Origin of the sequence: Pseudomonas sp. GD04015 (assembly GCF_029837675.1) — a bacterium.
In the GTDB taxonomy this organism is placed as follows: domain Bacteria; phylum Pseudomonadota; class Gammaproteobacteria; order Pseudomonadales; family Pseudomonadaceae; genus Aquipseudomonas; species Aquipseudomonas paralcaligenes.
This window is the reverse complement of record NZ_JAOEEE010000003.1, coordinates 146,281-165,450: the sequence shown is the minus strand read 5'-3', so window position 1 is coordinate 165,450 and position 19,170 is coordinate 146,281. Positions and strand designations below refer to the sequence as shown.

The following is a 19,170-nucleotide window of genomic DNA, read 5'->3' as shown; positions in this document are numbered from 1 at the left end:
GCTCCTAACCTTCTCCGATGTCGAAGCCTTCGGCTCGCATCTTGTTCAGCAGATCCTGCCAGCGCGACAGTTTCTTGGTATCGCTCTTGCGCCCGGCCTGGCCGGGCAGGTAGAGACCTTCGGCATTGAAGGCGTAGACCGGCAGCAGGTCCTGGCGCTGGGACGCGGGGCGGATTTCTCCGATCAGGTTGTCCAGCACCAGCGGGTCGGCGGTGGGGCTGGCGTAGTAGGTGAGCACCATGTGCGCCTGGTTCTGGCGCAGTGCCTTGACGTAGGTGATGCGCAGCCGCTCGCTGGGCACGCCCAGCCGGCGCAGGGTGAAGTACTTGGCGATGGAGTAGTCCTCACAGTCGCCGGCGCCCTTGACCAGCGCCTCCACCGGGGTGGCCCAGTAGTCGTTCAGGCGCCAGACGGCGACGTCGTCGGCGAAGCGCAGCTGGCGGTTGAAGAAGCGGTTCACCACGGTCAGTTTTTCCCGTTCGGGCAGCTGCTCGCTGGCGCGGATCAGTTCGTCCCAGGCCTCGATGCGCGCCTTGGCGAGGCCCAGTTCGCCGTAGCGTTGTTCGGCGTTGTGCAGGATCAGTCCGAAGTCCCAGCCGGCCCGCGCCACCACGGCCAGGAGCAGGCAGAGCAGGGCGCCGAGCAGCAGCCGGCCTGCCGGCAGGCGCGTGGCTCGTCCCTGAGTGCTGTGCCGCAGCGGCATGAAGGTGGTCTCCGCAGGGGATGGAGGAAGTCTAGGCGGCGCCGCGGCGATGCGTCACTCGCGATTGGGCAGGGTCTTCTGGCGCAGGATGTAGAGCGTCACCAGTACCGCGCTGGTGAGTATGAACGCGCGCGCCCAGAATAGCGGCACCAGGTAGCAGGACAGGCTGATGCTCAGCCACATCAGGCCGATGGCGTAGACCTTGCCCTTGAGCGGGATGCCGTTGCCTTCCAGGTAGTCGCGGATCCAGGGACCGAGCCTGGGGTGCTCGACCAGCCACAGGTAGAAGCGGCGCGAGCTGCGCACGAAGCAGGCGGCGGCCAGCAGCAGGAAGGGCGTGGTCGGCAGCACGGGGACGAAGATGCCGATCACCCCCAGCGCCACGCTCAGCCAGCCGATCGTCAGCAGCGCGTAGCGCACGGCGCGGTGGCGGCTCTGGGGAATGTCGGCGTGGGCCATCAGCCGGCGCTCCCGGACGGGGAGCGGGCCGCTCTAGACGACGCACGACCGGAGGCGGGCACGTCGCGTGGGGAATCAGTGGTGGCGGGGCTTGAGCAGTGCCGGCTTCTCTTCCGGCGCGTGGCAGAGCAGGAACAGGGCGGTGAGCAGCTCGGGAATCTGGTCGACCATGCTGTCCACCAGCTGGCGGTCGCGGGCGATCTCGGCGAACTCGGGCTGCTCGTCGAACAGGCCGGAGGCGACCATGATCGGCAGCAGCAGCTCGCTGACCTCGTCCTCCGAGTCCTCGAACCACACGGCCTCGCGCAGGAACACGCCTTCCATGAAGCCGATGCACCAGCCGCGCAGGTCGGAGTCGTCCGGGTCCTGGCCGAGGTCGATGTCGCAGGGGATTTCCGGCTCGTCGTCGCTGGCCAACTGGCGGGCGATGTGAGCCTTGAGCAGTTGCAGGGTGGTTTCGATTTCCTCGCGTTCGGCCTCGCTGCGGTAGTGCGGCGGCTCGGCGAACAGGGCGTCGATCCATTCGCGCTCCGGCACCTGCTCGGGGCAGATGGAGAGGGCGGTGAGGTAGCCGTGGGTGGCCAGGTAGTCCAACGCTTCCTCATGCAGGTCGTCGGCATCGAGGAAGGCTTGCAGGCGGGACAATTGCTCGGCGAAGGACATCGTGGAACTACCTTGAATGAGTGAACACGGGGATTCTAGCCGCCCGGGCCCGCAAAAGCACGGCCGACGGGCGATGGCCTGCCGCGGCCGGCGGTCGCGTATACTGCCCGACCGCTTCTTCAGTCCGGATGATCCCGCCACCCATGTCCGCCGCCCTTCGCATCCTCAAAGACGTTTTCGGCTACGACGCCTTCCGTGGCAACCAGGCGGCGATCATCGAGCGCGTGGCCGGCGGCGGCGATGCCCTGGTGCTGATGCCCACCGGTGGCGGCAAGTCGCTGTGCTACCAGGTGCCGGGCCTGTTGCGCGAGGGACTGGCGGTGATCGTCTCGCCACTGATCGCGCTGATGGAGGACCAGGTCGCCACCCTCGACGAGCTGGGCGTGGCGGCCGTGGCGCTGAATTCCACCCTGAGCAACGACGAGCAGCGCGACATCGCCGATCGCGTCCGCCGCGGCGAGATCAAGTTCCTCTACCTGGCGCCCGAGCGCCTGGTGCAGCCGCGCATGCTGGACTTCCTGCAGCGCCTGCCCCAGGTGGCCCTGTTCGCCATCGACGAGGCCCACTGCGTGTCCCAGTGGGGCCACGACTTCCGCCCGGAATACCTGCAGCTGGGCCAGTTGGCCGAGCTGTTCCCCGGCGTGCCGCGCATCGCCCTGACCGCCACGGCGGACATGCGCACCCGCGAGGAGATCGCCCAGCGCCTGCACCTGGAGCAGGCCGAGCGCTTCCTCTCCAGCTTCGACCGGCCGAACATCTTCTACCGCATCCAGCCCAAGGATCAGCCGCGCAAGCAACTGCTGGCCTTCCTCGCCGCGCGTAAGGGCGACGCCGGCATCGTCTATTGCCTGTCGCGCAAGAAGGTGGAGGAGGTGGCCGACTTCCTCAGCGCCCAGGGCTACCCGGCGCTGCCGTACCACGCCGGGCTGGCCAACGACCTGCGCGCCTACCACCAGAAGCGCTTCCTCAACGAGGAAGGGCTGATCATGGTGGCGACCATCGCCTTCGGCATGGGCATCGACAAGCCCAATGTGCGCTTCGTCTGCCACATGGACCTGCCCAAGTCACTGGAGGCCTATTACCAGGAGACCGGCCGCGCCGGCCGCGACGGCCTGCCGGCGGACGCCTGGATGGCCTACGGCCTGCAGGACGTGATTTTCCTCAAGCAGATGCTCAGCAACTCCGAGGGCGACGAGCGCCACAAGCGCATCGAGCAGCACAAGCTGGACGCCATGCTCGCCCTCTGCGAGGAGACCCGCTGCCGCCGCCAGGCGCTGCTGGCCTACTTCGACGAGGTGCTGGAGAGGCCCTGCGGCCACTGCGACACCTGCGTCGACAACGTGCAGACCTGGGACGCCACCGAGCCGGCGCGCCAGGCCTTGTCGGCGATCTACCGCAGCGGCCAGCGCTACGGCGTCGGCCACCTGGTGGACATCCTCCTGGGCCGCGAGAACGACAAGATCCGCGCCTCTGGCCACCAGCACCTGGCGGTGTTCGGCATCGGCAAGGCGCTGTCCGAGGCGGAATGGCGCACCCTGTTCCGCCAGTTGGTGGCGCGCGGCCTGGCCGACGTCGATCTGGACGGCTACGGCGGCCTGCGCCTGAGCGACACTTGCCGGCCGCTGCTGCGCGGCGAGATGACGCTGGAGCTGCGCCGCGACCTCAAGCCGCAGCAGGCGGCCAAGGCCAGCGGCAGCAGCGCCAGCCAGCTGGTGCGGGGCGAGGAGCGCGAGCAGTGGGAGGCCCTGCGCGCCCTGCGGCGCAAGCTGGCCGAGGAGCACAGCGTGCCGCCCTACGTCATCTTCCCCGATTCCACGCTGCTGGAAATGCTGCGCAGCCAGCCGCGTAACCTCAGCGAGATGGCGCGGGTCAGCGGCGTCGGCGCGCGCAAGCTGGAGCGCTACGGCGAGGCCTTCCTCGAAGTGCTCAACGGCGGCGCGGGCGAAGCGCCGAAGGTGGTGGTGGACCTGCGCCACGAACTGGTCAGCCTGGCCCGTGCCGGCATGACTCCGGCGCAGATCGCCAGCCAGCTGAACTGTGGCGAGAAAAGCGTGTACAACATGCTGGCCGAGGCCATCGGCCGCCAGCAGCTGTCCCTGGAGCAGGCGCTGGACCTGCCGGAGGAGCTGCTCGGCGAGATCCAGGACGCCTTCCTCGACGGCGAGGGCGAGCTGCCGCCAGTGGCGGCGGTAGCCCCACAGTTCGCCGGCCAGGTGCCGGAAGGCGTGCTGCACTGCGTGCGGGCGGCATTGCAGAGCGAGTTCGAACTCTGAGGTCGCGGCGGTAACGATTCTTTACGCCAAACCTTTGGCGACAAACTTGTGACGTGCTTCTCAAAACGCTAGGGTGAGCCCCAGCGATAGATTGCGAGGTTCGAAGATCTAGTGCCGCTGCATCCCGACTGGCTGGCCAACGTTCGGCCCAATCCCTACTCCGACCAACTGACCCGCGGCTATCGCCTGCTGCGCTTCGCCCCCGCCCTGGAGCGCGAGTACCGCGCCTACATGCTGCGCGACAGCCGCGAGCTGAAGCGCGTCGCGGTGGTGTTCGCGATGCTGGTGTGGCTGGCCTTCGTCGGGGTCGACATCTGGATGATCGAAGGCCCGCTACTGCTCGTGCTGCTGTCCATCCGCGCCAGCGTGGCGCTGCTGTTGCTGGTCTGCGGCCGACTGATCCTCGGCTGGCGCCACCCGCACCTGGCGACGCCGCTGAGCATCGCCTGCATCGGCGCCATGGGCCTCGGCGCCGCCGCCATCATCGCCCTCGGCCACGGCCAGGACCCGTTCTTCCCCTACGAGGGGTTGCTGCTGGTGTGCATCGCCGCCTACTTCCTGGTTGGCCTGCGCCTGGTCGAGGCGGCCGTCACTTCCTTCGTGGTGCTGCTGGCCTACGGCCTGTTCGAATGGCTGAGCGGCCTGACGCCGGAACGGCTGTTCAACAACCTGCTGTTCCTGCTGGTTGGTAACCTGATCGGCGCGGTGGGCTGCTACCTGCTGGAGCTGAAATCCCGCGAGCACTTCCTGATCAGCGGCCTGCTGCGGGTGCAGGCCGACCAGGACGGCCTGACCGGGCTGCACAACCGGCGCAGCTTCAACCGCGAGATGGGCCGGCTCTGGCGCCAGGCCCAGCGCGACGGCCGGCCGCTGGCGCTGCTGCTGTGCGACGTCGATCACTTCAAGGCGTTCAACGACCGCTACGGACACCAGGCGGGCGACCGCGCCCTGCAGCAGGTCGGCGAGACGCTGCTGCGCGCCGCCCGGCGCCCGCTGGACATGGCGGCCCGGCTCGGCGGCGAGGAGTTCGCGGTGCTGCTCTACGACATCACCCCTGCCGAGGCGCGGCAGCGCGCCGAGGCGCTGCGCCAGAGCCTGCAGGACTGTGCCATCGAGCACGCCGGCTCGCAGACCGCCGCCGTGCTGACCATGTCGGTCGGCCTGTGCTGCCAGGAGCCCTCGCCGGCCATGGCCATGGACGGCATGTTCGAGCATGCCGACCGCGCCCTGTACGAGGCCAAGGCCTTCGGCCGCAACCAGGTGGTGACCTGAGGCGTCCGTCGTCCTGGCGCGAACGGACCCTCCCGCGCCGACGGCCGGCTGCTAGCATCCGGGCTTTCCCTCGCCGGCAGCGACCATGGACCGACTGATACAGGCCAACGGCCAACCCCACTACGGCATCTTCCCGGCGGCCCCGGGCGAGGTGAACTGGCGCGACTTCGACTTCCGCTCGCCGATGGGCCGGCGCCTGGGCGCGCTGGCCAAGTGGCGGCGCTTCCACCAGTTCCAGTACTTCGGCCTGGTCAGCGGCGAGCTGATCGGCGGCTGCGCCCTGGCCGACATCAGCCTGCTCACCGCCGGTTTCGTCTACCTGTTCCATCCGGCCAGCGGGCGCATGATCGAACGCCAGTTCAAGCGCCCGCTGGGTCACGGCACCAAGTTCTCCCAGCGGCCCAACGAGGGCGTGTGCGAGTTGCGCAGTGGCGCCAACCTGCTGCGCCTGGACAACGGCGGCGCCGACAAACACCTGCTGGTGGAGCTGGACGACGGTACCCGCATCGAGGCGAGCTTCTCCGAGCAGCGCTTCCAGCCCATGTGCATCTGCACGCCGACGGCGGTCAACGGCTGGGTCTACGCGCAGAAGGTCGCCGGCGTGCGCTGCCGTGGCAGCGTGCGCAGCGAGCTGGGCGACTTCGACTTGCAGGCGCTCGACGCCTTCGCCCACCACGACTGGTCGGCCGGCTACATGCGCCCGGAGACCTTCTGGAACTGGGCCTGCCTGTCCGGCGAGGTGGCCGGCACGCGGGTCGGGCTGAACCTGTCCTGCGGGGTCAACGAGACCAGCTTCAGCGAGAACTGCTACTGGCTGGACGGCGCGTTGCATCCGGTCGGCGGCGTGCGCTTCGAATTCGACCGGGACGACCCGCTGCAGCCCTGGCGCATCGTCTCCGGCGACGGCCAGGTGGAGCTGACCTTCCGTGGCCACGGCCTGCACCGCGAGCGGCTGAACCTGGGCCTGCTGGCCAGCAACTTCAAACAGGTGTTCGGCTGCTTCCAGGGCACTTTGCGCCCGCCGGGGAGGGCACCGCTGGTGATCGACAACCTGTGGGGGTTCGTCGAGGATCAGTATGTCAAATGGTGACAGCGGGGTTGGCGAAGGCCGTCGTCGGGGTTATGGTTAGTTGACTAATAATTAGATTTTTCTGCTGTCCACGGGGAGTGGGCGGTGGCAAGACCCGATGAGAGTCTTCTATGCATAGTTTCGCGCACCACAGTTTCGGCATGCAGCTGGCCCAGCTTTCCCGCGCCTGGCGCGCCGAGCTGGACCGCCGTCTCTCCGGCCTCGGCCTGTCCCAGGCGCGCTGGCTGGTCCTTCTCCATCTGGCCCTGCTCAAGGAAGCGCCGACCCAGCGCGAGCTGGCGCAGACCGTGGGCGTCGAGGGGCCGACCCTGGCCCGGCTGCTCGACGGCCTTGAGGCTCAGGAGCTGGTAAGACGCATCGCCGTGCCCGAGGATCGCCGCGCCAAGAAGGTGGTGCTGACGGACAAGGCCCGCCCGCTGATCGAGCAGATCGAGAGCATCGCCCTGCAACTGCGCCGCGAGCTGTTCGCCGGCGTCAGCGAGGAAGAGCAGCGCCTGTGCCAGATCGTCCATGCGCGCATCCTGGGTAATCTGGAAAAGGGCTGAGCGAACCCGCCCGCGCCTGGCGTGGGTCAGTCAGGCATCGCGCAGCAGGTCATGGGCATCCAGCAGGCGGTAGGCGATTTCCGGGGCGTTCTCCAGGCCCCGGCGGATGGCGGCCGGGATCGACTGGCGCGTCTTGCGGCACAACCCCGGCAGCGAATCGATGTGGATGGCGATGCCGCGCATGCTGCGCACCTCGTTGAAGCCCGGCGCGACATGCACGCGGATGCCCAGCTGCTCGTGCATCCTGCGCTGCAGGTGTTCGAGGTCGTTCAGGTCGCGCAGGTTCTGCAGGCGGTCCAGCAGCTTCCTCTCCTCCTGGCGGGTGAGCAGCAGGATGCGCAGGTCGGCGCCGGCGCTGTCCAGCAGGTCGTCGCGCCCGCAGTCGCAGGCGCCCGGCGGGCAGGGTTGGCGGAGCGAAGGTGGCGTGGTGGGCATGGGTGCCGATCATAGCCATCCCGGCCCGCGGTTGTGCAGCGCTTCATCGGAAGAACGCGAAAAGCCCCGCACCTGCGGTAGTGCTTGTTCACATACGGAATGATCGAACGCGACCGGTTGTTGGGCCAGCCCTGTAGGAGCGGACTTGTCCGCGAACGGGGCTGACAGCAAAGCTTCGCGGACAAGTCCGCTCCCACAGGGGCGATCATCAGTGAACTGCACTACCACAGGTGCGGGGCTTTTCGTGTGCCCGGGCTTACAGGCGCGGGTAGTCGATGTAGCCGACCGGGCCCGGGGCGTAGAATAGTTCCGGGCGGGCCTCGTTGAGCGGGGCGTCCTTGGCCAGGCGCTCGACCAGGTCCGGGTTGGCGATGTAGGGCACGCCGAAGGCCACGGCATCGGCCTTGCCGTCGGCCAGCCAGGCATTGGCCTGGGCCTTGGTGAAGCGCTCGTTGGCGATCACCAGGCCGCCGAACTGCTCCTTGATGAAGGGCGTCAGGCTGTCGTCGCCTTCCCTCTCGCGGGTGCAGATGAAGGCCACGCCACGCTTGCCCAGCTCGCGGGCCACGTAGCCGAAGGTCTCGCGCGGGTTGGCATCGCCCATGTCGTGGCTGTCGCGGCGCGGCGCCAGGTGCACGCCGACGCGGTCCGCGCCCCACACTTCGATGGCCGCGTCGGTGACTTCCAGCAGCAGGCGCGCGCGGTTCTCGACGGAGACGCCGTAGCGGTCGCTGCGCTGGTTGGTGCTGCTCTGCAGGAACTGGTCGAGCAGGTAGCCGTTGGCGCCGTGGATTTCCACACCGTCGAAGCCGGCGGCCTTGGCGTTCTCGGCACCCTGGCGGTAGGCCTCGACGATGTCGGCGAGTTCCTCGGTCTCCAGGGCGCGCGGGGTGTCGTACTCCTTGATCGGGCGGACCAGGCTGACATGCCCGGCCGGCTTGATCGCGCTCGGCGCCACCGGCTGCTCGCCATCCAGGTAGAGCGGGTCGGAGATGCGGCCGACGTGCCACAGCTGGAGGAAGATGCGCCCGCCGTTGGCATGCACGGCGCGGGTGACCTCGAGCCAGCCGCGCACCTGTTCCTCGGACCAGATGCCGGGGGTGTCCGGGTAGCCCACGCCCATCGGCGTCACCGAGGTGGCCTCGCTGAGGATCAGGCCGGCCGAGGCGCGCTGCACGTAGTACTCGGCCATCAGCGCGTTGGGCACGCGGCCCGCGTCGGCGCGGCAGCGGGTCAGCGGCGCCATGATGATGCGGTTGGGCAGCTCCAGGCTGCCGATCTTGATGGGGTCGAACAGGGTGGTCATGGTGCAGCCTCCAGTGGGTCAGTCGAGCACGGCTTCGGCACGGCCTTCGCCGTTGCCGAGGGAAAAGGTGAGCAGGGCAGCGATCAGCCCCAGCACGGCCAGGACGCCGGCGGCCAGCGGCACGCTGGTCAGCCCCAGGCCCTGGCTGATGACCAGGCCGCCGATCCAGGCGCCGAGGGCGTTGCCCAGGTTGAAGGCGCCGATGTTGAGGGTGGAGACCAGGTTGGGCGCGGCCTGGCCGAAGTTCATCACGTTGATCTGCAGGGCGGGCACGGCGGCGAAGGCGGCCATGGCCCAGAGCAGCAGGTTGATCTCCAGCGGCACCAGCAGCGGGCTGGTCCAGCTCACCAGCGAGGAGAAGACCGCCAGGGTGAGCAGGATGCTGGCCAGGGCCCTGGACAGGTTCCAGTCGGCCAGGCGGCCGCCGAGGACATTGCCCAGAGTCAGGCCGACGCCGATCAGCAGCAGGGTCCAGGTGATGCCGCGCGGCGACACACCGGTGACCTCGCCGAGCAGCGGCGCGATGTAGGTGAACAGGGCGAACACGGCGGCGGAGAACAGCACGGTGGTCGACAGCGCCAGCCACAGCCCGGCGCCGCGCATGGCCGCCAGCTCGCCGCGCAGGTCGGCCGGCTGCTGGTCGCGGCTGCTCGGCAGGATGCGCCACAGGCCGATGAAGGCGAGGATGCCGATGGCGGTGACCGCCCAGAAGGTGGAGCGCCAGCCGGCGTATTGGCCGAGGGCGGTGCCCAGCGGCACGCCGAGCACGTTGGCCAGGGTCAGGCCGGTGAACATCAGGGCTACGGCCGAGGCTCTGCGGTTCTCCGGCACCAGGCTGGCGGCGACCACCGAGCCGATGCCGAAGAAGGCGCCGTGGCAGAGGGCGGTGACCACCCGCGCGACCATCAGCAGTTCGTAGTCGGCGGCGGTGGCGCAGAGCAGGTTGCCCAGCACGAAGATGCCCATCAGCGCCAGCAGGGCCAGCTTGCGCGGCCAGTTGGCGGTGACCAGGGCCATGAAGGGCGCGCCGAGGGCCACGCCGAGGGCATAGCCAGTGACCAGCCAGCCGGCGCCGGGAATGGACACGCCGAGGTCGCTGGCGACTTCGGGCAGCAGGCCCATGATGACGAATTCCGTGGTGCCGATGGCGAACGCGGACAGCGCGAGGACGAGAAGCGGTAACGGCATCATGGGGCCGGCTCCTGCAGAAAGCGGATGAATGTGTTTGGTCCCGCCTGCGGCGAGACCGTTCAGAGTTGTGCGTCGAGGTCTTTGAGGAAGGCCTGGATGACCTCCTCGTTACGCTTGAAGAAACTCCACTGGCCGACCTTGCGGCTGGTCACCAGCCCGGCACGCTGCAGGGTCGCCAGGTGCGCCGAGACGCTCGACTGGGACAGGCCGCAACGCTCGAACTTGCCGGCGCAGACACCAAGCTCCAGTGGATGCTCCTGGTCGGCGAAGTGCTTTTCCGGCTCCTTCAGCCACTGCAGGATCTCGCGCCGGACCGGATGGGCCAGGGCCTTGATGATTTCGTCGATGTCGAGTGGGGTGCTCATGGCGGTGTTTGTCGCATATCGGAGTTAGGCGAACTTTATATCGGGATTTGCCGATATTCAGATCGTTTGTGCCGATACCGACTATCACCGGGGCTGATGCAGGGCGCGGCCGCTACGGCAGGATCGTCCGCAGGTAGCCTTCGCGGCTGAACCCTTCGAGCAGGAAATGGCGCGCCTCCAACTCGGCCGTCGGCGTCGGCAAGGCCAGCAGCCGCTGCCGCCGGGCCTCGGCGTCCGGCCCCTGGGCCATCAGGTCGGCGACGACGCAGTTCAGGTCCGCCTCGCACTCGGCTTCCGTCCGGGCCAGCTGTGCCGCCACCTGGGCGTAGCAGTCGCGGGCGAGCGCCTCGGCCTGACCCAGCCGCTCCCTGAGCAGGCATTGCAGGAAGCGGTATTGCGCATGGTCGGGGGCCTGCGCCAGGGCGGCGTCGATCTCGGCCAGGGCCTCGGGGTACTGCCGTTGCTGGATATGCGCGTTGGCGCGCGACGCCAGTTCGGTGTGCTGCGGTGATGGCGCGACGACCGGGGTGTCCCTGGTCGGCTGCCACACGACATACAGCGTGCCGGCCAGTACCAGCAGCAGGAGAAGGAGGGAGGCGAGGTATTTCATGGTCCGACTTCGAGGAGCAGGGGGATGGTCACGGACGCGCAGTAGAGCTGCAGCCCTGCCTGGGCGTCCAGATGCTTCATCGAAGATGGGAAACGGCGTCACATTGGCGTGGTGGGCAGGACTGCACCGTATCGGGGATTCGATTCCCACGGACGCCTAATGAGAGGACCTTTCGGTCAGCCATTCGGGAATGTCCCGCGTGCCATGCAGGACGCGCCATACGTCGATGTGATCGTCGCGCTCGACATAGAACACCAGATGGGGATAGCGCTTCCACGGCCAGCAGAGCAGTCCCGGCAGCTCCAGCTCATGAGCGTAGCGGCCGATACCCGAGGCGGGGTGATGGGTATAGGCCTGTTCCAGGGCGTCGATGAGGCCGAGCGCGGCCTGTTGCTCAAGGTGGTAGACGATGGCGCCTTCGACATCCTGGTTGGCCAGGGCACGCGGGATGACGGGCTTTGCCTTCATCCCCGAGCCTTGCGGGCCCTGGAGCGCAGGGATTCGAAGTAGTCGCCATCCGCGGGCGCTGCGGGAGCGGATTCGGCGCCTGCCAGCAGCAGGCCTCGCAGATGCTGCCGGTCCTGGTCCTGGCGGATCAGCTCGCGCACGTATTCGCTGCTGGTGCTGTAGCCGCGCAGGCTGATCTGATCATCGACGAAGGCCTTGAGGGCGTCGGGCAGGGAGATGTTCATGGTGCTCATGGCGGTGCCTGGCGATGGCAAAGTTTGCCAGAAAGTAAACGCCTCCGACCCGATCCCGCCAGTGCCGAGAAACCTCTGGACGGCTGGCTGCGAGCGAGGCCGCTTCAGGCCGCCACCCGCCCGCGCTCTTCCTGCTCGCCGAACAACGCCGCCTGCACCGCCCGCTGGGCCTGGCGCGCCAGGGCGTTGCGCTCCTGGCCGGCGCTGGGGATGGGGGCGAGCAGCTGGATCTGTACCCGGGCACGGTCGCTGGCGAACAGGCGCAGCAGGTGCGAGGGCAGGTCGTCGTCGCCGATGAAGGGGGCGACGAGGTCGGGTTCGCCGTCGCGCAGGTAGCGGATCGCAACCGGCTGCAGCGGCACGCCGGCCTCGATGGCGCCGGTCAGCAGGCGGCCGTGGAAGGTGCGGACCTGCAGGCCGTCGGTGGTAGTGCCCTCGGGGAAGATCAGCAGCTGGAGCCCGGCGCCGAGGTGGCGGTGCAGCTGGCGGGCGAGCAGCGCGCTGTCGCCCGAGCCGCGGCGGATGAACAGGGTGCCGGCCTTGTGCGCCAGCCAGCCGGCCAGCGGCCAGGTGCGCACTTCGGCCTTGGACAGGAAGGAGATCGGCAGCAGCTGGCCGAGCAGGGGGATGTCGGTCCAGGACACGTGGTTGCCGACCCACAGGTGCGGGCCGCGCGGCAGCTCGCCCTGCACCTCGACCTCGAACGGCAGGGTACCGCTCAGGCGACGCAGGAACCAAGCGGTGAGGCGCTGGCGCAGCCCCATCAGGTCGCCGCGCCACAGGCGCTCGACCAGCGTCACGCCGCAGGCCAGCGCCAGGCCCAGGAGCAGCACGGCGGCCAGCCGGGCCAGGCGCAGCCACAGGCGCGCGCGCTTCACACCGCGGCCTTGAAGTGGCGGGCGTAGCGCGGGCAGAGTTCGTCGCGCTTGAGCAGGATGAACACGTCGGCCACCTGGAAGTCCCGGTCCCAGCACGGCTCGCCGCACACCTTGGCGCCCAGGCGCATGTAGGCCTTGAGCAGCGGTGGCATCTCGGCGATGACGTTGCCGGGCAGGTCCATGGCCGGCAGCGGATTGTGCGGTTCGGCGCGCAGGTGCTCGGTGCACAGGTGGCGCTCGCGCAGGCGCTGCATGATCGCCTGGGCCTGGATGCCGCCGTCGTGCATGGGGATGCTGGCGCAGCCCATCAGGTAGCGGTAGCCGCCCTCGTTGAGCACTTCGGCCAGTTCGCTCCACAGCACGGCGATGGTACCGCCGTTGCGGTAGGCCGGGGCCACGCAGGTGCGGCCGATCTCCAGCACCGGGCCTTCGAGGTGGGCCAGGCCGTGCAGGCTGAATTCCTCCTCGCTGTAGAAGCGGCCGAGGCGGGTGGCGGCCGGGCGGTCGAGCAGGCGGGTGGTGGCCACCAGCGCGCCGCTGTTGAGGTCGCGCACGCCGATGTGGCTGCAGTGCGGGTCGAAGTCATCCATGTCCAGGCCCAGCTCGGCGCCGTTCAGCTTGGCGTCGAATTCGCTGCTGAACACGGCGTAGCGCAGGGCCTGGGCCTCGCGCAGCGCGTCCGGGCCGATCAGGCGTTCGGCTTGCAGGCGGCGTTCGGCAGTTCGAGCGGTCGGGGTCATCGTTGGCCTCCATGAGCCAGCCTGCGTATGGGTTGCGGCCGGTCGCTGTTGTTGGGCAAGCTCAGGCTAGGAACGCGCGGTGTCACCTCCATGAATCTTTGGTGATGCTTGCGTGACAGCTGACGAGGACCTTTGTGATGCCTTGGCAATCCGTGCTGGAAACCCGCGACCGCCTGCCGGCGGCCAACCTGGACGACTGGTACGCCGCGCTGCTCGAGCGCGTCGGCGACGCTGGCCCGTTCGCCCTGGCCGTGCTCGGCGGACGCCTGGCGGCCACCCCCGGGCTGGCCTTCCTGGCCGGCTACCAGGGTGCGCTGCGCGCCCTGTGGCCCGCCGCGCCGCTGAGCCCCGGCGCGCTCTGCGTGACCGAGAACCGCAGCACCCGCCCGGCCGACCTGCAGACCCGCCTGGACGGCCTGCACCTGAGCGGCCGCAAGGATTTCGTCACCGCCGCCGACATCACCGACTGGCTGCTGGTCGCCGCGCGCGCGGAAGCGCCCGGCGAGGCGCCGCGGCTGGTGGTCGGCGTGGTGCGCAGTGGCGCGCCCGGCACGCGCATCGAGCCGCTGCCGGCGCTGCCGCTGATGCCCGACATCGGCCACGCCCGCCTGCACCTGGACAATGCCCTGTGCGAACTGCTGCCGGGCGACGGCTGGGACAGCTACGTGAAGCCCTTCCGCAGCATCGAGGACCTGCACGTGCTCGCCGCCGTGAGCGGCTGGCTGTACGGCGTCGGCGAGGAGAGCGCCTGGCCGCGCGAGTTGCGCCTGCGCCTGCTGGGGCTGCTGGCCGGCTGCGCCGAGGTGGCGCGGCACAACGCCAGCGAGCCGGTGACCCATCTGCTGCTGGCCGGGCTGTTCGCCCAGTTCGCCGCCCTGCGTCCCGAGCTGGATGCGGCCATCGACGCCGGCCCGCCGCACTGGGCGGCGCTGTGGCAGCGCGACCGCAACCTGCTGGACGTGGCCCGCACGGCCCGCGAGAAGCGCCTGGAGAAGGCGCTGGCAGCGCTCGCTTGACCTGGATCAGTACACCCACGGGGGCCGTCGGATAAGGTCACCTCGCGAATTTTCTGCGAGGTATCCATGCGCCGCGAGCCCATCGTGCTGTTCGACAACGGCACCCATCAATGCCTGATGTTCGATGACCTGGTCAGCGGCGAAGGTGTGCAGTCCAACCAGTTCCTCATCGTCGACGGCGACCAGCAGCTGCTGCTCGACCCGGGTGGCGACCTGACCTACACCCCGCTGTCGCTGGAGCTGTCCAAGCGCATCGCGCTGCAGTCGCTGACCTACATCTTCGCCTCCCACCAGGACCCGGACATCATCGCTTCCCTGGACAAGTGGCTGCTGCACACCCGCGCGCGGGTGATCTGCTCCAAGCTGTGGGCGCGCTTCCTGCCGCACCTGACCGCCAACTACCTGTCGCTCAGCCACGGCATCAACACCTATGACCGGATCATCGCGCTGCCCGACCGCGGCCAGGCGATTCCCCTCGGCAAGTGCAACCTCAAGGCGGTGCCGGCGCACTTCCTCCACTCGGTGGGCAACTTCCAGCTGTACGATCCGGTGAGCAAGATCCTGTTCTCCGGCGACATGGGCGCCTCGCTGGTCGACGACGCCAACCCGGTGCAGGACTTCGCCGCCCACGTGCCCAACATGGCGGGCTTCCATCGCCGCTACATGGCCAGCAACCGCGCCTGCCGCTTCTGGGTGCAGATGGTGCGCGAGATGGATGTGGCCATGATCGTGCCCCAGCACGGCCGGCCCTTCGTCGGCGGCGAGATGATCAACGCCTTCCTCTACTGGATCGAGAACCTGCAGTGCGGCCTCGACCTGATGACCCAGCAGGACTATCGGTTGCCGGACTGATTCGCCGCCGGGAAAGGCGCGTTTCGCGCTGTTTCCCGTCACCGCCATCGTGCTAGCGTCGGCTCCTTTCCATTGCGCGAGCGAGCCCGATGCCCCTTGCCCTGTTGCGTCGCACCGCCCTGGCCGGCTGCTTCCTCGTCGCCGGCCCCCTGGCGGCGGAAACCTGGCCGGCCGAGGACTGGAGCAGCCAGCCGGCTGCTGCCAGCCCCGCCGTGCAGGCCCTGGACGACTACGCCTTTCCCGCCCGCGACGATGCTGCCCGCAGCGGCGTGCGCAGCGATGCGCTGCTGGTGGTCCGGGACGGCACCATCGTCTACGAGCGCTACGCCGCGCCGACCACGGCACAGACCCCGCACCTGACCTGGTCGGTCAGCAAGAGCCTGTTCGCCAGCGTGCTCGGCGTGGCCTTCGGCGAGGGGCGCTTCAAACTGGACGACCCGGTGGCCAGGCACTATCCGCCGTTCGCCGCGCACCCGGACGTGAAGATCGGCCACCTGCTCAACTGGGCTTCCGGGCTGGACTGGCAGGAGGACTACGAGTACGCGCCGCTGAAGTCCTCGGTGGTGGCCATGCTCTACACCCGCGGACGCGGCGACATGGCCGCCTTCACCGCCGGTCATGGCCTGGGCGCGCTGCCGGGCACGCGCTTCTCCTATTCCAGCGGCGACAGCAACGTGCTGGGCGCCAGCCTGAAATCCATGGTCGGCGAGCAGGCCTACGCCGACTATCCCTGGACCGCCCTGTTCGAGCCGCTGGGCATTCGCTCCGCGGTGTGGGAGCGGGACGCCAGCGGTACCTTCGTCGCCTCGTCCTACGCCTACATGAGCGCCCGCGACCTGGCCCGTGTCGGCCTGCTGATGCAGCGCGACGGCCGCTGGGGCGAACGCCAGCTGCTGCCGCGCAGCTGGGTGGCCTTCAACCGCACGCCGTTCGCCAACTACCGGCCCGATCCGCAAAAGCCGCATGGCGCCGTGCCCGGCGGCCAGTGGTGGCTCAACGCCGAGCTGGAAGGCGCGGCCAGGCCCTGGCCGGATGCGCCGGACGACGCCTTCGCCGCCCTCGGTCACTGGGGCCAGGCGCTCTACGTGCTGCCGACGCAGAAACTGGTGGTGGTGCGCTACGCCGACGACCGCGATGGCAGCTACAGCCACAACGAACTGCTCGCGCGGGTACGGGCCGCCTTCGGAGACCAGCCATGATCCGCCGTCATCCGCTTCTCTTCGCCTTCCTCCTGCTGCTGGCCGTCCTGGCGGCGCTGGCCTGGAGCAACCGCGCGCACCTGGCCGCCTTTCCCGGCATCCTCCCGGCCTACTCGGCCAAGGAGTTCTGCTCCTGCCGCTACGTGACGGGCAACCCGGCCGACTACTGCGCCGGCTACGTCGAGCAGTACCTGCCGCTCGGCGAGCTGGTCGACAACGAGCTGCACAAGCGGGTGACCGCCTCGGCGCTGGGGCAGAGCCGCATGGCGGTGTGGCGCGACACGCGCCGCGGTTGTGTGCTGATGCCGGACGAACATGCCCTGCCGTACTGAGCTTGCGGGTCTGGCAGCGGCGCGCAGCGGCCGCTATCGTTGCGCATCGAACCGCAATCCACGTGAGCCCATGCCCAACCCCTTTCCCCTCCTGACCGGCGCGCTGCTCGCCGCCTGCCTGGCGTTGCCGGCGCAGGCCGCCTGGTACCTGGACAACGAGTCCTCGCGCCTGTCGTTCATCTCCACCAAGGCCGACGCCCTGTCCGAAGTGCACCGCTTCCTGACCCTGCACGGCAGAATCGACGACAAGGGCGCCGCGCGCCTGCGCGTGGAGCTGGACTCGGTCAGCACCGGCATCCCGGTGCGCGACGAGCGTATGCGCGCGCTGCTGTTCGACACCGCCGCCTTTCCCGAGGCGCGCATCATGGCCCAGCTGAACCTGGCGCCGATCACCGACCTGGCCCCCGGCGCGCAGCTGGAGCTGAGGCTGCCCATCCAGGTGGAAATCCGCGGGCGCAAGCACGGCTACATGGCCGACCTGTTGGCGACCCGGCTGGACGACCAGCGCTTCCAGGTGGTGACCCTGGCGCCGCTGGTGCTGGATGCCAGCCACTTCGGCCTGGAGGAGGGCATCGAGGCGCTGCGCCAGACGGCCCGGCTGGCCGGCATCAGCCCGTCGATCCCGGTCGGCGCGGTGATGATCTTCACCGCCCGATGACCGGCGCCATCTTCCCCTGGAGGCCCGGCAACCGCTTCGAGCTGATGATCGACGGCCCGGCGTTCATGCCGGCCATGCTCGCCGACATCGCCGCCGCCGAGCGCCATGTGCTGCTGGAACTCTATCTGGTGGAAGACGGCCATTGCAGCGCGGCGCTGGTCGAGGCTCTGTGCGCCGCCGCCGCCCGCGGCGTGCGCGTGCTCTGCCTGTTCGACGCCTTCGGCTGCCTGCGCTTCGGCCAGGCCCAGCGCGAGCGCCTGGCCGAGGCCGGCGCGCAGCTGCGCCAGTACAACCCGCTGCGCTGGCGGCGCGGCCTGCGCAACCTGTACCGCGACCATCGCAAGATACTGGTGGTGGACGAGCGCTGCGCCTATGTCGGCGGCACCGGCGCCACCGACGAGTTCTGGACGCCCCAGGCCCAGGACGACCACTGGCATGAAGTGATGGTGCGCATGGAGGGGCCGCTGGTGGCGCACTGGCAGCTGCTGTTCGACCACCAGTGGCTGGCCTGCGAGGGGCGCAGCCCGTGGAAGCCCGGCCACGCCCCGGGGCTGGCGCACCTGCCGCCGTGCCCGCCGGCCGGGCAGGGCATGGGCCGGGTAGCCTACGCCGACTCCAAGCAGCACCTCGACATCGTCCAGTCGCTGCTGCGCAGCATCGGCCACGCCAAGCACCGGGTGTGGCTGGCGACCCCGTACTTCCTGCCCAGCCGCAAGGTGCGCCGCTTCCTGATGCGCGCCGCGGCGCGGGGCGTGGAGGTGCGCCTGCTGCTGACCAGCCGCAACACCGATCACCCGCCGGTGCGCTTCGCCGGCCAGCGCTACTACCCGCGCCTGCTCAAGGCCGGGGTGCGCATCTTCGAGTACCAGCCGCGCTTCCTGCACCTGAAGCTGGTGCTGGTGGACGACTGGGTCAGCGTCGGCTCGTGCAACTTCGACCACTGGAACCTGCGCTTCAACCTGGAAGCCAATCTGGAGGCCATGGACCCGCAGCTGACGGCGGCGGCCAGCGAGAGCTTCCTGACCGACTTCGAGCTGAGCCGCGAGATCACCCTGGAGGACTGGCACCGCCGGCCGCTGTTCAAGCGCGTGATGCAGCGCCTGTGGGGCTGGCTGGACCGGGTGGCGGTGAACCTGCTGGACCGCCGCCGCTGATGCCGGGCACCGCGTACCGATCGTCCGTCGGTGCGCGCGGCGCAGCCTGCGTCAGATCGGCCACACGCCGCCGTCGCCCACCGCGTACAGGCGTCGCCCTGGCTGGGCACTCACCTGCATGCCGCCGGTGAAGGCGCCGAACGCCGGCAGCAGGGTCGACCGCTCTTCCAGGCTGAAGCAGGGCAGGCGCAGGCGCTGACGGCCGCGCCCGCGCAGCATGCACACCGGATGCACGTGGCCGGCCAGTACATGGTGGCTGGGGTGCGGCGTGGGTTCGTGCTGCAGGGCGAACGGGCCGAGCAGACAGGGCTCGGCGACCACGCGGATGCCCAGCGTCGGCGGCGGGTCGCCGGCGCTGCGGTCGTGGTTGCCGCGGATCAGCAGGATGTCCAGCCCGGCGTGGCGTTCGCGCCAGGCGTGCAGGGCAGCCAGGGTGGCCGGCGCGTGGGACTGGCGGGCGTGCAGGAAGTCGCCGAGGAAGATCAGTTGCCGGCACCGGTACTGCGCCAGCAGCGCGTCCAGGCGTTGCAGGTTGCTGGTGGTGGTGCCGCGCGGCACCGGCTGGCCGAGGGCGCGGTAGGCCGCGGCCTTGCCGAAGTGGATGTCGGCGATCAGCAGCGCCTCGCCGGCAGGCCAGTACAGCGCCTTGTCGGCCAGCAGCCAGGCTTCGCTGCCGGCGATCCGCACGGCCAGGGCCGGCGTGGGGGCGTGGGTCGGGTCGATGGTCG

Annotated in this window: 23 protein-coding genes; 10 read left to right on the top strand and 13 right to left on the bottom strand. The window is 69.4% G+C overall.

Annotated features, from left to right (window positions below; genetic code table 11):
- Positions 1-4: 4 nt before the first annotated feature.
- The 3 genes from lapG to N7640_RS03745 form a co-directional block, all read right to left on the bottom strand.
- Positions 5-703, bottom strand: coding sequence for a cysteine protease LapG (gene lapG / locus N7640_RS03755; protein ID WP_279903686.1), 699 nt, complete (start codon positions 701-703; stop codon positions 5-7).
- Positions 704-757: 54 nt separating this feature from the next.
- Positions 758-1,162 (bottom strand): YbaN family protein, encoded by a 405-nt coding sequence (locus N7640_RS03750; protein WP_279903684.1) that lies wholly within the window; start codon positions 1,160-1,162, stop codon positions 758-760.
- Positions 1,163-1,237: 75 nt separating this feature from the next.
- Positions 1,238-1,825 carry a YecA family protein gene (locus N7640_RS03745; protein WP_220812979.1) on the bottom strand — a complete coding sequence of 196 codons (588 nt, stop codon included), beginning with the start codon at positions 1,823-1,825 and terminating at the stop codon, positions 1,238-1,240.
- 143 nt (positions 1,826-1,968) lie between these two features.
- On the opposite strand from N7640_RS03745, the gene recQ reads away from it, so the two are divergent.
- From recQ to N7640_RS03725, 4 genes are all read left to right on the top strand, one after another.
- Positions 1,969-4,098 carry a DNA helicase RecQ gene (gene recQ / locus N7640_RS03740; protein WP_279903682.1) on the top strand — a complete coding sequence of 710 codons (2,130 nt, stop codon included), beginning with the start codon at positions 1,969-1,971 and terminating at the stop codon, positions 4,096-4,098.
- A gap of 111 nt (positions 4,099-4,209) precedes the next feature.
- The gene (locus tag N7640_RS03735) at positions 4,210-5,370 is read left to right on the top strand and encodes a GGDEF domain-containing protein (RefSeq protein WP_279903680.1); all 1,161 of its coding nucleotides are present in this window, start codon (positions 4,210-4,212) and stop codon (positions 5,368-5,370) included.
- An 85-nt stretch (positions 5,371-5,455) separates the two neighbouring features.
- The gene (locus N7640_RS03730) at positions 5,456-6,460 is read left to right on the top strand and encodes a DUF2804 domain-containing protein (RefSeq protein ID WP_279903678.1); all 1,005 of its coding nucleotides are present in this window, start codon (positions 5,456-5,458) and stop codon (positions 6,458-6,460) included.
- 110 nt (positions 6,461-6,570) lie between these two features.
- Positions 6,571-7,005 (top strand): MarR family transcriptional regulator, encoded by a 435-nt coding sequence (locus N7640_RS03725; protein WP_220812976.1) that lies wholly within the window; start codon positions 6,571-6,573, stop codon positions 7,003-7,005.
- A gap of 30 nt (positions 7,006-7,035) precedes the next feature.
- On the opposite strand, the gene N7640_RS03720 is transcribed toward N7640_RS03725, so the two are convergent.
- From N7640_RS03720 to olsB, 9 genes are all read right to left on the bottom strand, one after another.
- Positions 7,036-7,440, bottom strand: a complete 405-nt coding sequence (locus tag N7640_RS03720; protein ID WP_279903677.1) for a hypothetical protein — start codon at positions 7,438-7,440, stop codon at positions 7,036-7,038.
- Positions 7,441-7,696: 256 nt separating this feature from the next.
- Complete coding sequence (locus N7640_RS03715; protein WP_279903676.1) at positions 7,697-8,746, bottom strand: alkene reductase; 1,050 nt, start codon at positions 8,744-8,746, stop codon at positions 7,697-7,699.
- Positions 8,747-8,764: 18 nt separating this feature from the next.
- Positions 8,765-9,934 (bottom strand): MFS transporter, encoded by a 1,170-nt coding sequence (locus tag N7640_RS03710; RefSeq protein ID WP_279903838.1) that lies wholly within the window; start codon positions 9,932-9,934, stop codon positions 8,765-8,767.
- Between the two features lie 62 nt (positions 9,935-9,996).
- Positions 9,997-10,302 carry a metalloregulator ArsR/SmtB family transcription factor gene (locus N7640_RS03705; RefSeq protein WP_279903675.1) on the bottom strand — a complete coding sequence of 102 codons (306 nt, stop codon included), beginning with the start codon at positions 10,300-10,302 and terminating at the stop codon, positions 9,997-9,999.
- A gap of 112 nt (positions 10,303-10,414) precedes the next feature.
- Complete coding sequence (locus N7640_RS03700) at positions 10,415-10,912, bottom strand: hypothetical protein (RefSeq protein WP_279903673.1); 498 nt, start codon at positions 10,910-10,912, stop codon at positions 10,415-10,417.
- A 156-nt stretch (positions 10,913-11,068) separates the two neighbouring features.
- Complete coding sequence (locus N7640_RS03695; protein ID WP_279903671.1) at positions 11,069-11,380, bottom strand: type II toxin-antitoxin system RelE/ParE family toxin; 312 nt, start codon at positions 11,378-11,380, stop codon at positions 11,069-11,071.
- Positions 11,377-11,613: a type II toxin-antitoxin system ParD family antitoxin gene (locus tag N7640_RS03690; RefSeq protein WP_279903670.1), complete on the bottom strand. Its 237-nt coding sequence runs from the start codon at positions 11,611-11,613 to the stop codon at positions 11,377-11,379. Before N7640_RS03690 ends, N7640_RS03695 begins: the two co-directional genes overlap by 4 nt.
- A gap of 104 nt (positions 11,614-11,717) precedes the next feature.
- Complete coding sequence (locus N7640_RS03685) at positions 11,718-12,491, bottom strand: lysophospholipid acyltransferase family protein (protein WP_279903668.1); 774 nt, start codon at positions 12,489-12,491, stop codon at positions 11,718-11,720.
- Positions 12,488-13,231: an L-ornithine N(alpha)-acyltransferase gene (olsB, locus tag N7640_RS03680; RefSeq protein ID WP_279903667.1), complete on the bottom strand. Its 744-nt coding sequence runs from the start codon at positions 13,229-13,231 to the stop codon at positions 12,488-12,490. The genes N7640_RS03685 and olsB overlap by 4 nt, the downstream gene beginning before the upstream one ends.
- Before the next feature lie 137 nt (positions 13,232-13,368).
- Between olsB and N7640_RS03675 the strand changes: the two genes are divergently transcribed.
- The 6 genes from N7640_RS03675 (at position 13,369) to N7640_RS03650 (ending at position 18,442) form a co-directional block, all read left to right on the top strand.
- Entirely contained in the window at positions 13,369-14,247 is an 879-nt protein-coding gene (locus N7640_RS03675) for an acyl-CoA dehydrogenase family protein (protein ID WP_279903666.1), read from the top strand.
- A 66-nt stretch (positions 14,248-14,313) separates the two neighbouring features.
- Positions 14,314-15,099 carry an MBL fold metallo-hydrolase gene (locus tag N7640_RS03670; protein ID WP_220812966.1) on the top strand — a complete coding sequence of 262 codons (786 nt, stop codon included), beginning with the start codon at positions 14,314-14,316 and terminating at the stop codon, positions 15,097-15,099.
- A gap of 89 nt (positions 15,100-15,188) precedes the next feature.
- Positions 15,189-16,298, top strand: coding sequence for a serine hydrolase (locus tag N7640_RS03665; RefSeq protein ID WP_279903665.1), 1,110 nt, complete (start codon positions 15,189-15,191; stop codon positions 16,296-16,298).
- Positions 16,295-16,630: an amidase gene (locus N7640_RS03660; protein WP_279903664.1), complete on the top strand. Its 336-nt coding sequence runs from the start codon at positions 16,295-16,297 to the stop codon at positions 16,628-16,630. Before N7640_RS03665 ends, N7640_RS03660 begins: the two co-directional genes overlap by 4 nt.
- A gap of 70 nt (positions 16,631-16,700) precedes the next feature.
- Positions 16,701-17,288: a YceI family protein gene (locus N7640_RS03655; protein WP_279903662.1), complete on the top strand. Its 588-nt coding sequence runs from the start codon at positions 16,701-16,703 to the stop codon at positions 17,286-17,288.
- A complete protein-coding gene (locus N7640_RS03650) occupies positions 17,285-18,442 on the top strand; it encodes a phosphatidylserine/phosphatidylglycerophosphate/cardiolipin synthase family protein (RefSeq protein ID WP_279903661.1) in 1,158 nt (385 codons plus the stop codon). Before N7640_RS03655 ends, N7640_RS03650 begins: the two co-directional genes overlap by 4 nt.
- Before the next feature lie 51 nt (positions 18,443-18,493).
- Here N7640_RS03650 and pdeM read toward each other — a convergent pair whose 3' ends face one another.
- Positions 18,494-19,135 (bottom strand): ligase-associated DNA damage response endonuclease PdeM, encoded by a 642-nt coding sequence (gene pdeM / locus N7640_RS03645; RefSeq protein ID WP_279903837.1) that lies wholly within the window; start codon positions 19,133-19,135, stop codon positions 18,494-18,496.
- Positions 19,136-19,170 lie beyond the last annotated feature (35 nt).